Raw genomic sequence first — 12894 nt, forward strand, 5'->3', positions numbered from 1 at the left:
TTTTAGGCTCCCGCTGCTGTCTGCCGGCTGGATGCGCAAGTGCCCAGAACTTTAACCGCATAAGACAGATACCATGAGGGTATGGCACGCCTGCTCTTCATCTTGATTCCGGTGATCGTGGCCATCACGATCTACTCGGTGGTCGACTGCGCGATCATCGACAATCGCCGGGTTCGGGGGCTGAGCAAGCCGGTTTGGATCGTCGTCATTCTCATCCTGCCGATCATCGGCCTCGTGCTCTGGTACCTTATCGGCCGCGGCGGCGCAGAACTCGCGCGTGACATCGCTCCCGACGACGATCCGTCGTTCCTCGGCGGACTGCGCCATGACAGCGAGCAGGACGAACGCATCCGTCAGCTCGAAGCTGAGCTCGCGGCCCTCGACGCCGAAGAGGACATCATTCGTCCGCGCGACGAGAAGAAGCGAAAGGATGCCGCGTCGGGCGACGACTCGAAGAAGCCGAAGCGCGGCGATGCTGACACCTCCGGCGACGACGGCGACGAGCATCCCTCCGACCACGGTCACGGCACCGGTTCGAACAGTTCGGATGCCTGAGGGCAGTTCTGACGCCGTGCCCGGCGCGGCATCTGACACGTCCGCGGCTCCAGTGACTGCGGCTTCGACGACTGCGGCTTCGACTGCTGCGGGGGCAGCCGCTCCGGCGACGGCATACGCGCTCGCCCTGCTGGCGGCGCTCGCGCGCGAGGGCATGACGGACGTTGTGGTGTGCCCCGGATCTCGGTCGCAGGCGCTGGCGCTGGCGGCATCCGCTCTCGAAATCGAGGGGCTTCTGCGCGTGCACGTGCGCATCGACGAGCGGTCGGCGGCGTTCTTCGCGCTGGGCCTCGGCATCGAGACGGGAACTCCCGCCGCTGTCGTGACGACGAGCGGGTCGGCCGTCGCGCACCTGCACCCGGCTGTGCTTGAGGCGCACCATTCGCGTGTGCCGCTCATTCTTCTGACCGCGGACCGCCCGGCGGAGCTCCGCGGCATCCGCAGCAACCAGACGACCGTGCAGCCGGGGATCTTCGGCGGTGCGGTGCGCTTTGAGCGCGACGTGGCCGCACCCGAGGGTGAGGCACAGGATGCCGCGAGAGCGCAGCTCCTCGCACGCGAGGCAGTGCGTTCTGCGCGTGGGCGTCTCGCCGCCGGTGCTGGTCCGGTGCACCTGAACGTGGCGTTCCGGGAGCCGCTGTCCTCTGCGCTTGCGCCCGACCAATTGCGTGCCGGTTTGTCTGCCGAAAACGCGCCGGAGGGCGCACATAGTGGCACACGGTCTGGGGCCCTTGAGGAGGGTGCCTCTGAGCTGGGGGTCTCTGAGTCGCGTGCCCCTGAGCTGGGGGCCTCTGAGTCGCGTGTCCCTGAGCTGGGGGTCTCTGAGTCGCGTGCCGGTTTGTCTGCTGAAGGTGCGCGGGACGGCGCACAAAGTGGCACACGGACGCCGGTCTCGGTGCGCTTCGAACTGCCGACCGTGGTTCTCGACCGCGGCCCGCGCACCGTCGTGATCGCGGGGCACGCCGCCGGCCCCGAGGCCGAGGAACTTGCGCACGCCGGCTCGTGGCCGCTCCTCGCCGAGGTCGTGAGCGGCGCCCGCTTCGGCCGAAACCTCGTTGTGCCCTACCGGGAGCTTCTGCGCGACGCGTCGCTGGGCGGCCGGATCGAGCGGGCCGTGGTCTTCGGGCATCCCACGCTGAGTCGTGAAGTGCCGGCTTTGCTGCAGCGCGACGACGTCGAGGTGATCGTCGTCGACCCCGCGGGCGCCGAGTTCTACAACCCGGGGCGGCGCGCGCGCCGCGTCGGGGCTGCGTTCGTCGGTGAGGGGCAAGCCGACCGCGCCTGGCTGGGCCAGTGGATCGTCGCCTCACGCGAACTTGTCGCCGCAGCCGAACGCGACACCGCGCCCTCGCTCGAAGATGGTCACTCGCACGATCCGCAGGCACGTCTGCGGTACACACGCGCCGAGTTCGACGCCGTGCGGGCGCCGGTCGACAGGCGGATGCTCGCAGAGGAGCTGTGGCGCGCAACATGGCCGCACGACCGTCTCGTAATGGCGGCATCCCGCCTGATTCGCGAGGCGGACGCAGTCGTGGGCGGCAAGAAGATCCCTGTGCACGCGAACCGTGGCCTCGCCGGAATCGACGGCACGATCGCCACCGCGCACGGCATCGCCGCAGCTCAGCAGCGTGACGGACAGCCGGGGGTGACGCGCGTGCTCATCGGCGATCTCGCTCTGCTGCACGACGCCGGCTCGATGCTCGGCGGGCACGGTGAAGCATGGCCACGCCTGCAGCTCGTCGTGGGCAACGACGGCGGCGGGTCGATCTTCGACGGGCTCGAGGTCGCCGCGACCGCGGACCGCGACGCCTTCGATCGGGTGCAGTACACGCCGCACGACGTCGACCTCGCAGCACTCGCGACGGCGTACCGCTGGGAGTACGCGCGCGCGACGAACCGCGGCGAACTCGAACAGGCGCTCACGACGCCCCGTTCGGCACCGGTGCTCGTCGAGGTTCCGCTCGAGCGCTGAGCGCTAGCTCGAGTCACCGACCGGCGAGAGAGCGCTCTGCGGTCATTAGAGCGTGCCGCGGCAGTCACTATTGACCGCAGATGGCTTGGTCGTGCTGGGCTTGGTCGTGCTGGGCCTGGTCGTGCTGGCGTTCGTGGGGCGGGGCTCAGACTGCAGGATGCCGCGCGCGGGCAGACCGCCGATACCGCGCGCGGGCGGACCGCCGATGCCGCGCGCGGGCTCAGACCGCAGGATGCCGCGCGCCGTCAGCCCTCGAGCGTGTCGATCACCGGGCGGAACTTGATGCGCGTCTCGGTCAGTTCCTTCTCGGGCACCGACTCACCCACGACACCGCAGCCGGCGTATGCGGTCAGCGCGCCGCCCTCCAACTGAGCGCACCGCAGAGCGATCGCCCACTCGCCGTCACCGTCGGCGTCGACCCAACCGACCGGACCGGCGTAGCGACCACGGTCGAAGGGCTCCAGATCGTCGATCATCGCGACGGCATCGGGCGTCGGCGACCCCGCAACGGCAGCGGTCGGGTGCAGCGCCTCGATGAGGTCGAGAGAGGATGCTCCGTCACTGAGCGTCCCCTCGATGTCGGTGGCGAGGTGCCAGAGGTTCGGCAGTTTGAGCGTGAACGGAACCTCGCTCGCGGCCAGGTGCGAGGTATGCGGTTCGAGGGAGCGCACGACGCTCTGCACAGCGAACTCGTGCTCGTCGTTGTCCTTCTGCGAGGTGGCGAGGGCGACGGCGGCCTGCTCGTCGGCATCGGGGCCGTCGCCGCGGCCGGTCGTGCCCGCGAGCACGCGGGCGGTCACCGAGCCGTGGGTGACGCTGACGAGCGTCTCGGGGCTCGATCCGATGAGGCCGTCGACCGCGTAGGTCCAGCAGTCCGGATACCCCTGCGCGAGATCGATGACGAAGCGTCGCATGTCGGCATCCTCGGGCACCGCCCCGACCAGGTCGCGCGCGAGCACTACCTTGTCGAGTTCGCCGTTCTGAATGCGCTCGACCGCCTGAGCGACGTGCAGCGTGTAGGAGTCCGCGGACTCCTGTCCCGACAGAAACTCCACGCCGAACGCGTCGCCGATGGGCGTCGGGTCGGCGACGATCTGCTCGGCGGCATCCGTGACACCCCTGCGCGACTCGCGGAGCTCGTCGCCCTCACAGCGGATCTGCGTCACCCAATGACGCCCACCACGGCGACCGATCACGGTGCGCGGCACGATGAGAACGCTCGAGACCTGCGACAGCGCAGAGAACGCGAACGCGCCGAAGGCGATGAGTCCGGTGCCGGCGACGCCCACGCGGTCGGTGACACGGGCGGATGCCGCGATGGCGCGCCACGCTTCTGCAGCATCCCTCATGCGATTCTCGCCCTGGAACTCGAGCCGGAGCAGTTCGCCGACGCCTACCATTCCGGTTCCCTTGCGGAGCCAGGCGAGCGGCGTCTCGGGTGAGGTGTGCGGAAGAAGAAGCGACACATCGCCGACGGGGGTGGTGTCGACGACAAGCCGCGGCGTGTCGGGGTTGGTCACGGCCTCAAGCCTACCCAGGGCACGCTGTGCGGATGCCTCGGCCGGGCGACGTAGACTTGCCCGCATGACCAACACGGCGGATCTCGAGAAGCAGCCCGAGCAGGTCTCTGCGATGTTCGACCAGGTCGCAGACCGATACGACCTCACGAACGACGTTCTGTCTGTCGGAAACGACCGACTCTGGCGCATCTCGCTGCGACGTGCCGTCGACCCGAGACCGGGAGAGCGCATTCTCGATCTCGCGGCCGGCACGGGCACCTCGAGCGTCGCCCTCGCCGCGAGCGGCGCGACCGTGGTGGCTGCGGACTTCTCGCCCGGCATGATCGCCGTGGGCCGCAGAAAATACGGCCATCTGCCGAACGTCGAGTTCGTCGAGGCCGACGCGACGAACCTGCCGTTCGACGATGCAGAATTCGACGCCGTGACCATCTCGTTCGGGCTGCGCAACGTCGTCGACCCGAAGAAGGCGCTCGCCGAGATGCTGCGCGTCACCAAGCCGGGCGGCCGCCTCCTCGTGTGCGAGTTCTCCACTCCGCCTGTCGGGCTCGTCCGCGTCGCCTACAACTTCTACATCTCGCGCATCATGCCGCTGATCGTGCGTCTCGTGAGCTCCAACTCCGATGCGTATACATACCTCAACGATTCGATCCGTGCTTGGCCGAATCAGAAGCGCCTCGCTGGCTGGCTGCGCGATGCCGGCTGGCGCAGCGTGAAGTACCGCAACCTGAGCGCGGGTATCGCGGCGCTTCACCGCGGTGAGAAGCCGCGCGCATAGCGGCATCCGTTCTCGCCGCCGTACCAGACAGAGACGGATAGGGTAGTGGGGTGGATGTGAGCACGACCCCGCGCGACACTCGCCTGTCGCGCCAGCTGGGCCTGACCGAGCGCATGATGATGTCGCCGTCGATGCGACGTCTCGTCGCCTCGATTGACGAGGGTCTCGTGGAGATCGAGCGGCAGCTCGTCAGTGATCTCGCATTCACCGATTCCGTTGCGGATGCCGCAGGGCGGTACCTGCTCGAAGCGGGCGGAAAGCGCGTGCGGCCGATGCTCATTCTGCTCGCCGCGCAGCTCGGCGACGGAAACACGCAGGAGGTCTACGATGCCGCGAAGGCGATCGAGATCACCCACCTGGCGTCGCTCTACCACGACGATGTCATGGACCACGCCGATCGCAGGCGCGGCGTTCCGAGCGCTCACACCGTGTGGGGCAACTCGGTTGCGATTCTGACCGGTGACCTGCTGTTTGCCCGGGCGAGCACGCTGATGGCGGGGCTCGGCGAGCGGGCGATCACCCTGCAGGCGAGCACCTTCGAGCGCCTCGTGCTCGGTCAGCTGCACGAGACCGTCGGCCCGCAGGATGGCGAGGACGAAGAGCAGCATTACATCCAGGTGCTCGCCGACAAGACGGGGTCGCTCATCTCGACGTCAGCGCGTGCGGGTGCGCTGTTCTCGCACGCTGCCGAGGAGTACGAGGATGCCCTGCGGGAGTTCGGCGAGAAGATCGGCGTGGCTTTCCAGCTCGTCGACGACGTGATCGATCTGTCACCGCAGCCGGAGCAGACCGGCAAGGTGCCGGGCACCGATCTGCGTCAGGGCGTGGCAACGCTGCCGATGATCTATCTTCGGCAGCAGGCTGTGACGGATGCCGCAGCCGCTGACCTTGTGCGACGGATCGACGCCGATGCGGGGGACCCCGCTGCTGCGGCATCCGACTCATTCCTCTCGGCCGTGGCCGAACTGCGCGCGCACCCCGTGACGCAGCGAACCCGCGACGAAGCCAAGCGGTGGGCCGCAGAGGCGATCGCCGCGCTCGACGTGCTGCCGGACGGCCCCGTCAGAGAGGCGCTCGTTCAGTTCGGCAACCGTCTGGCCGACAGAGACAGGTAGTTTCCATACGCGTCACCCAGCGTAGACAGAGCAAAGGACACATGTGACAAAGCTGAGACTTGCCGTGGTCGGGGCTGGCCCCGCAGGCATTTACGCTTCTGACATCCTTCTGAAAGCTGAGCGCAAGTTCGAGGTCTCCATCGACCTGTTTGAGCAGCTGCCGGCGCCTTACGGGCTCGTGCGCTACGGCGTCGCTCCCGATCATCCACGCATCAAGGGCATCATCAACGCGCTTCGCGACGTGCTCGATCGCGGCGACATCCGCATCTTCGGCAACGTTCGGTACGGCGAGGATCTCACGCTCGAAGACCTCAAGCAGCACTACAACGCGGTGATCTTTGCGACCGGTGCGATCCGCGACCACGAACTCGAGGTTCCGGGGGCCCAGCTGAACGGCTCCTTCGGAGCGGCATCCTTCGTGAACTGGTACGACGGGCATCCCGATGTTCCGCGCGAGTGGAATCTCGACGCGTCGTCTGTCGCGGTGATCGGCAACGGCAACGTCGCACTCGATGTGGCTCGCGTTCTTGCGAAGCACGCGGACGACCTGCTTCCGACGGAGATTCCCGACAACGTCTATGAGGGCCTCAAGGCGTCCAAGATCACCGACGTTCACATCTTCGGGCGGCGTGGGCCTGCGCAGGTGAAGTTCACACCGCTCGAACTGCGTGAGCTGGGCGAGCTGAACGACGTCGACATGATCACGTACGACGAGGACTTCGACTACGACGAGGCCTCGAAGCAGGCGATCGCGAGCAACAAGCAGGTCATGGTCATCGACCGTGTGATGCAGAAGTGGCGTCAGCGTGAGACGGGTCAAGCATCTCGTCGGCTGCACCTGCACTTCTTCGCGAAGCCGCTCGAGATCGTCGACGACGGAGATGGCAACGTCAAGGCCCTGCGATACGAGCGCACACGTCCCGATGGCGAGGGCGGCGTCGAGGGTACCGGTGAGATCCGCGAGGTCGAGGTCGGCCAGGTGTACCGGGCGATCGGCTACTTCGGGTCGCCGCTTCAGGGCATCCCGTTCGACAAGAAGCTCGGCGTGATTCCCAACCACGAGGGCCGTGTCATCGACCGGAAGACGAACGAGCAGGTCCACGGTGTCTACGCGACAGGGTGGATCAAGCGCGGACCGATCGGGCTCATCGGGCACACCAAGTCGGATGCCATGGAGACGGTGTCCCACATCATCAACGATCAGGGCAGCTGGTGGTCTCCGGAGCATCCCGACGAGCAGGCGATCGTCGATCTGCTCAATGAGCGTGACGTTGCCTACACGGATCTCGACGGCTGGCACAACCTGGACGCGCACGAGATCGCGTTGGGGGAGCCGCACGAGCGTGCCCGCATCAAGGTCGTCCCGCGCGACGAGATGGTGAAGATCTCCCGCGGCGAGTAGAACCCGGCCGCCTAGGGGTGTGAACAGGGGCGGCGGTCGGGTTCCAGTCGAGCGCGATTCGGGCTGTCGATCCTGAGTGTCAGCGTAGGAGCGTCTACTGCGAGAGCGTCAGTCCCCACTTGAGGGGTGATCGGTGGACGAGGACCGTGAGCGCGACAGGTGTTTGAAGGGAAACGCAGCACGCCCACGGCCTCGATGTGGGGGCCCATGAAAAGACCTTAAACGTGAATGCTACTCATGCTCAGGCGCCACGGCTGGCCCCCGTTCGGGGCGACGAGGCGCCGCAGCCTGTGAAGACTGCGAAAAGCAGCCTCTTCGCTACTCTGAAGACATGGTGACGTGGCAGCCGGATCCACTCGGGCGAGGCTTCGAACAGGCGAACCTCCCGCTCGCCCCAGATGCCCAGGGCGACGTCGTCGCGACACTCGTCCGAACGACGCGCACGCCGGTGCAGCGCTTCGCGGCATCCCTCAGGCCTCTCTCCGACGTCGACGTTCTGTACATCCACGGCTGGGTCGACTACTTCTTTCAGCGTCACCTCGCCGAAGCGTGGGAGGCCACGGGCGCGCGGTTCCACGCCCTAGATCTTCGCAAGTACGGGCGCAGCCTCCGCGAACACCAGACGCCCGGCTACATCACCGATCTCGAGACGTACGACGAAGACATCGAGGCCGCGTTGGCGGCGATGGGGCACGCGGAGGATGCGCGACGTTCGCGGAGGCTCATCGTGATGGGGCACTCGACGGGAGGGCTGACCGCTGCGCTGTGGGTCGACAGGCATCCCGGCCGTGCTCACGCCCTCGTGCTCAACAGCCCGTGGCTCGAGTTCCAGATCGGCGGTGTCGGACGTGAGGCTCTGACGCCTTTGCTGGAGATCGGCGCGCGTATCACGCCGCTGCGTTCGCTACCGCAGGTCGACCTCGGTTTCTACACGCGCACGATTTCCAACCGATACGAGGGGGAGTGGGAGATCGACCCGCGATGGCGACCGGATCGCGGCTTCGCGACGCACCCAGGCTGGCTCGCGGCGGTGTTTGCGGGGCAGAGGAAGGTCGCGGGCGGCCTCTCGATTGAGGTGCCGACGCTCGTGATGCTGTCGTCGCACTCCACCATCTCGCGGACCTGGTCGGAGGCGATGCGCACCACCGACATCGTGCTGAACGTCGACGAGGTGGCGCAGCGGGTTCCGCGGCTCGGCCGGTCGGTCTCGCTGGTCAGACTGGATGGTGCCCTGCACGACGTGACGCTGTCCGCCAAACCCGTTCGGGAACGAGCGTACTCAGAGCTCACGACGTGGCTGAAGGCATACGGGTGAGAGCGGATGCCGCTGGCCGACCGACCGCGAGCGAAAACCGGTGTCGCACCCCGCTGTTAGCCTGACCGCATGGATGCCGCCATCACAGCCGACGCCGCTCGACGCATGAGGTGGAACGCGCAGCTGCTCGGAGGGTCAGAACTGACGCCTGCGCAGGTCGTCGACCGGGCCGTCGCGCTTCAAGGGCAGGACCTCGGTTCGGTGCTGCGTGCGATCGCTCTGCGCTCGAGGCCCGGTACCACGCTCGATGACGTGCGTGCCGCGTTCGACGCCGGGCAGATCGTGCGCTCGTGGCCGATGCGCGGCACACTCTTCGCCACGACTCCGCGGCATCTCGCGACACTGCTCGCCGTCACGGCCGAGCGAACGCATCGCTCCGCCGCTCGTCGGCGAGAGGAGCTCGGCGTCGACGCGGCCACGATCGACCGGGCGAGCGACATCGCGCGGGAGATGCTCTCGGAGCAGCCGCTGACGCGCGCGCAGATCATCGCGGCGTGGGAGGCCGCGGGCATCCCGGCCACCGGCGGGCGTGGCTACCACCTGCTGATGCACCTCACTGTCGCTGGGCTGACGTGGTGGGGCGCGTTCGCGGACTCGGGGCGAGAGCAGCTGCTCACGCTCGCGGAACTGCCGAAGGTCGAGGGGGTGGATGCCGCGCTGGCGGCGCTCGTCAGGCGGTACGTCGCGGCGCGCGAACCCGTCACCCTCGATGATCTCGCGTGGTGGACGAAGCTGCCCAAGACCATGCTTCGCCGCGGCGTCGCCGATGCAGACCTCACCGAGGTGTCTGTGGACGGAATGGGCGCGCCCGCGTGGGTCGTGAGCGAGCCGCGAGAGCTCGATCCCACCGGCGTTGCGCTGGTGCCCGGATTCGACGAGTGGATCCTCGGCTACGGTGACCGCTCGCTCACGGCGAGCGAGGCGATGCAGCGCGAGCTTGTTCCTGGAAACAACGGGGTCTTCCGCCCCGCCGTTCTCGTCGACGGGGTCACTGTCGGCACGTGGCGTCCGCGCCCCTCGAGACAGGGTGAGCGAGTCAGTCTCGTCGAGAAGGTGTCGGTGCGAACGAGGCGCGCGATCGACGCCGCCGTGGAGGCCTGGCCGTACGACTGATCCTCGCGCGGTGTGCAGCCGTCAGTGCTCTCAGGCGTCAGTGCGCCGCCGGCTGCAGCACGGGAAGCACGATCTGATCGACGAACTCGACGATCGCTTCATCGCTTGGCGGTGCGAAGGTCATGAGGTACTCGTGACGGAGCAGGGTGAACGGCAGGTCGACGACGCGGGGCGTGAGCCTCGCGGCATCCACCTCGCCTCGTTCGACGGCACGCGAGAGAATCGTCGTGACAGACGTTTCGCGCGAGCCGATCATCTCGGCGCGCAGCTCGGCCGGAGTCATTCCGATGTCTTCGAAGTGGCTGGTGACCAGCGCCGTGAGGAGTGCCGCCATCGTGCTCTCACCCGTGGACGCGTTGCGGAGCGTCTCGATCAGATCGCCACGAAGGCCTCCAGTGTCGGGCACTGCCGGCGGGGAGCTCGCGCCGCGGTGCCTGATGGCGGCGCGCAGCAGCGCTTCGCGACCGCTCCAGCGCCGATACAGCACCGGTTTGCTCGTGCGCGCGCGCTCGGCGACGGTATCGAAGGTGAAGCGAGCGTAGCCCTCCTCGACGAGCTGGTTCCACGCGGCCGACAGGATGGCGGCTTCGAGCTCGGCGCCGCGACGGCGCGTCTTCGGAGCATCCACCCGTCATCCCTTCGTCGCAGGAACCTCGTCATCCAGGTTCTCACGGCGGAACGCGAATGCCGGGATCAGCGCCGCAAGCGTGATGCCGATCAGCCACCAGAACGCGGTCTGGAACCCGGTGACGACGTCGCCCGCGACCGCGTTCTCCAGCACGACCGCGATGACGGCGACCCCGAGCGACGCACCGACTTGCTGCGTGATGCGCGTGAGCATCGTCGCGTGTGGCATCTCGTCGTGCTGGACGTCGGCGTACGCGACCATCATCGGGGCCATGATCACGGCGCCGACCCCGAGTCCGCGTACGAACAGCGCGACACCGAGCAGCCATCCGCTGGCATCGGTGCCGGCGAACGCGAACGGAACGGTGCCGAGCGCCGTGATGGCGAACGCACCGATCGTGAGGGTTCGCGCGCCGAATCGGACCGCCAGCTTGCCTGCGATCACCCGGGCGAGCAGGGCGCCGACCCCCTGCGGGACGAGCACGAGCGCGGCGGTCAGTACGCTGTCGCCGCGCACCTGCTGCCAGTAGAGCGGAAGCAGGAACATGCCCGCGTACAGCGCGGCGCCGGCCGTGAAGAGAACGCCGGACGACGTCGCGAGCGACCGAAGGCTCAGCAGGGAGACATCGACGGCGGCGTCGTGTCCGCGGTGCACGGCCCAGATGACGAAGCCTGCGACGAGTGCGGTCCCGCACCCGAGCGGGACGAGCACATCGGGGTGTCCGAACCCTCCATCAGAGGCTACGTTGGACAGCCCGAGCACGATGCCGACGAGCCCCGGGATCAGAAGGGCGAGCCCGGCCAGGTCGACGCGTGCCCGCGGGGCGGCGCTCGGGGCATCCGGTGCGATCATGCGCCACGCCATCAGAAGGCCGATGCCCACGAGCGGCACGTTGATGAGGAAGAGCCAGCGCCACCCGACGGTGTCGAGGAGGATGCCGCCGAGCACCGGTCCGAGAATCGGGCCGAGCGCGAGGGGGACGCTGATCGCCGCGATCGTCGTGCCCATGAGCTTCGCGCTGACCTTGCCGACCGCCTGCACGGCAAGGGTCTGCATGAGAGGGAAGATCATGCCCGCCCCGAAGCCCTGCAGGGCGCGGAACACGATGAGGCTCGTGTCATTCCATGCGAGTGCGCAGGCGGCTGAGAAGACCACGAAGATCGTGAGTGTGATCATCCATGATCGTTTGCCGCCGAGCGTGCTCTGTGCCCAGCCGCTCAGCGGGATGGCCGCGGCGAGGGCAAGCAGATAGGCCGTGACGACCCATTGAATCGTCGCGGGTGTCGAGTCGAGGTCGCTGCTCAGGTGGTCGAGGGCGATCGTGACGATGGTCGAATCGAGAATGGCCGCCGCGCCGCCGACGATGACGGCGCTGATCGTGCGAACCGCCGCGCGTGGCAGGCGTTCTGCGGTCGCGGGCTGGGCGGATGCCGCGCTCATGAGACTCCTTACATAAGAAACGTTCTGGTTTCTAATGTACGCCTGATCGCGAAATTAAGAAACAAAAGAGTATCTTAGAGTTTGCTGGGAGTCGTCTACCCTGGGGCGCATGACTCAGCAGCTGCCTCCGCAACCGGCATCCGTCCGTCCTCCCATTCAGAACGCGCTCGTGATGGCGGCGTTTCCCGCCGCAATGGGAGTCATCTTCATGCTCTCGGCCTTCGTGAACTACGGTTTCGGCCTGGAGGGCATTGTCATCGCGCTCTTCGAGAACCTCCTGCCGCAGTGCATGTTCGCCGCCGGTGCGTTTGTGTCGCTGGCGTTTGTGAAGCCGCCCCGCCTTGACCGATCCGTCAAGGTGCTGATCGTGCCCCTGCTGATCGCGGGTGGCATCGGCACGGTCGTGCATCTGGTTTACCGGCTGATCTACCTCGGCATCCGCTCGGCATTCGAGCACGGTCCGGCTCACTCGATCAACGTCGGCTCCCTGGTCTCCAACGTCATTCTGCTGACGATCGCGGTGGCTCTCGGCGCCGTCATTCTGCGCGCGCGTCTCTGGAAGGGCGAACTCGTGACCGGGGCATCCGCGCGTCAGAACACGGTGGTCGACGCACTGATCATCGCTGGTCTGGTCGTGGCGGAATTCGTCGTCACAGGCCTCTTCACCGGACTGTTCTATGTGTTCACTCCCTATGGCGGTTTCAACGTGTTCGGCACGTACTTCGGCACGGAGCTGCTCCGCGGTGTCTTCGTCGGGGGAGCGGTGCTGCTTGTGCTCGCGGTCATTCGTCCGCTGTCGCGGGTGCGCTCGATCTCGAGTGTCATCGTCACAGCGCTCATCGTTGTGGGAGCGAGCTTCGTGGTGATGGCCATCCTGCAGGTCATCATGCTTGCCATCGAGGGGATGCTGCAGCACGTCTTCTACTACGTGTTCTTCCTCATACTGTGGGGTGCGCTGGACACCGGAATTCTCGTCGCGCTGGCGATCTTCGTCATTCTGGCGCTCCGCGGCGAGCGAGTCGCGACCGCGGGCTGGAGCGTTCAGAGTTAGGTGGAGGA

General features: G+C 67.2%; 11 protein-coding genes. 8 read left to right on the forward strand and 3 right to left on the reverse strand.

Features of this window, described 5'->3' with window-relative positions:
• Positions 1–81 precede the first annotated feature (81 nt).
• Both ACSAGD_RS00985 and menD read left to right on the forward strand, forming a co-directional pair.
• Positions 82–555: a PLDc N-terminal domain-containing protein gene (locus tag ACSAGD_RS00985; protein ID WP_437583846.1), complete on the forward strand. Its 474-nt coding sequence runs from the start codon at positions 82–84 to the stop codon at positions 553–555.
• Entirely contained in the window at positions 473–2527 is a 2055-nt protein-coding gene (gene menD / locus ACSAGD_RS00990; RefSeq protein ID WP_437583847.1) for a 2-succinyl-5-enolpyruvyl-6-hydroxy-3-cyclohexene-1-carboxylic-acid synthase, read from the forward strand. Before ACSAGD_RS00985 ends, menD begins: the two co-directional genes overlap by 83 nt.
• A 245-nt stretch (positions 2528–2772) precedes the next feature.
• Here menD and ACSAGD_RS00995 read toward each other — a convergent pair whose 3' ends face one another.
• Positions 2773–4047, reverse strand: a complete 1275-nt coding sequence (locus tag ACSAGD_RS00995; protein ID WP_437583848.1) for an isochorismate synthase — start codon at positions 4045–4047, stop codon at positions 2773–2775.
• A gap of 64 nt (positions 4048–4111) precedes the next feature.
• Here ACSAGD_RS00995 and ACSAGD_RS01000 point away from each other — a divergent pair, with 64 nt between their 5' ends.
• The 5 genes from ACSAGD_RS01000 to ACSAGD_RS01020 all read left to right on the forward strand — a co-directional run bounded on the left by ACSAGD_RS01000 (position 4112) and on the right by ACSAGD_RS01020 (position 9767).
• Entirely contained in the window at positions 4112–4822 is a 711-nt protein-coding gene (locus ACSAGD_RS01000) for a demethylmenaquinone methyltransferase (RefSeq protein ID WP_437583849.1), read from the forward strand.
• 113 nt (positions 4823–4935) lie between these two features.
• Positions 4936–5937, forward strand: a complete 1002-nt coding sequence (locus tag ACSAGD_RS01005; protein ID WP_437585202.1) for a polyprenyl synthetase family protein — start codon at positions 4936–4938, stop codon at positions 5935–5937.
• Between the two features lie 43 nt (positions 5938–5980).
• Positions 5981–7339, forward strand: a complete 1359-nt coding sequence (locus ACSAGD_RS01010) for an FAD-dependent oxidoreductase (protein WP_437583850.1) — start codon at positions 5981–5983, stop codon at positions 7337–7339.
• A 331-nt stretch (positions 7340–7670) separates the two neighbouring features.
• Positions 7671–8654: an alpha/beta hydrolase gene (locus ACSAGD_RS01015; protein WP_437583851.1), complete on the forward strand. Its 984-nt coding sequence runs from the start codon at positions 7671–7673 to the stop codon at positions 8652–8654.
• A gap of 69 nt (positions 8655–8723) precedes the next feature.
• A complete protein-coding gene (locus tag ACSAGD_RS01020) occupies positions 8724–9767 on the forward strand; it encodes a winged helix DNA-binding domain-containing protein (RefSeq protein WP_437583852.1) in 1044 nt (347 codons plus the stop codon).
• 37 nt (positions 9768–9804) lie between these two features.
• Here ACSAGD_RS01020 and ACSAGD_RS01025 read toward each other — a convergent pair whose 3' ends face one another.
• Positions 9805–10395, reverse strand: a complete 591-nt coding sequence (locus ACSAGD_RS01025) for a TetR/AcrR family transcriptional regulator (protein WP_437583853.1) — start codon at positions 10393–10395, stop codon at positions 9805–9807.
• Positions 10396–10398: 3 nt separating this feature from the next.
• Positions 10399–11835: a DHA2 family efflux MFS transporter permease subunit gene (locus ACSAGD_RS01030; protein WP_437583855.1), complete on the reverse strand. Its 1437-nt coding sequence runs from the start codon at positions 11833–11835 to the stop codon at positions 10399–10401.
• Between the two features lie 109 nt (positions 11836–11944).
• Between ACSAGD_RS01030 and ACSAGD_RS01035 the strand changes: the two genes are divergently transcribed.
• On the forward strand, positions 11945–12886 hold the full coding sequence (locus tag ACSAGD_RS01035) for a hypothetical protein (protein ID WP_437583856.1): 942 nt from the start codon (positions 11945–11947) through the stop codon (positions 12884–12886).
• Positions 12887–12894 lie beyond the last annotated feature (8 nt).

The sequence above is a fragment of the Paramicrobacterium salitolerans genome (assembly GCF_051513965.1).
Taxonomy (GTDB): Bacteria; Actinomycetota; Actinomycetes; order Actinomycetales; family Microbacteriaceae; genus Paramicrobacterium.

Bases quoted from the DNA above. Each gene is read 5' to 3' on its own strand.
- ACSAGD_RS01020 (WP_437583852.1), top strand. From the start codon at position 8,724: ATGGATGCCGCCATCACAGCCGACGCCGCTCGACGCATGAGGTGGAAC.
- ACSAGD_RS00985 (WP_437583846.1), top strand. From the start codon at position 82: ATGGCACGCCTGCTCTTCATCTTGATTCCGGTGATCGTGGCCATCACG.
- ACSAGD_RS01035 (WP_437583856.1), top strand. From the start codon at position 11,945: ATGACTCAGCAGCTGCCTCCGCAACCGGCATCCGTCCGTCCTCCCATT.
- ACSAGD_RS01000 (WP_437583849.1), top strand. From the start codon at position 4,112: ATGACCAACACGGCGGATCTCGAGAAGCAGCCCGAGCAGGTCTCTGCG.
- ACSAGD_RS01015 (WP_437583851.1), top strand. From the start codon at position 7,671: ATGGTGACGTGGCAGCCGGATCCACTCGGGCGAGGCTTCGAACAGGCG.
- ACSAGD_RS01005 (WP_437585202.1), top strand. From the start codon at position 4,936: ATGATGATGTCGCCGTCGATGCGACGTCTCGTCGCCTCGATTGACGAG.
- ACSAGD_RS01030 (WP_437583855.1), bottom strand. From the start codon at position 11,835: ATGAGCGCGGCATCCGCCCAGCCCGCGACCGCAGAACGCCTGCCACGC.
- menD (WP_437583847.1), top strand. From the start codon at position 473: ATGCTGACACCTCCGGCGACGACGGCGACGAGCATCCCTCCGACCACG.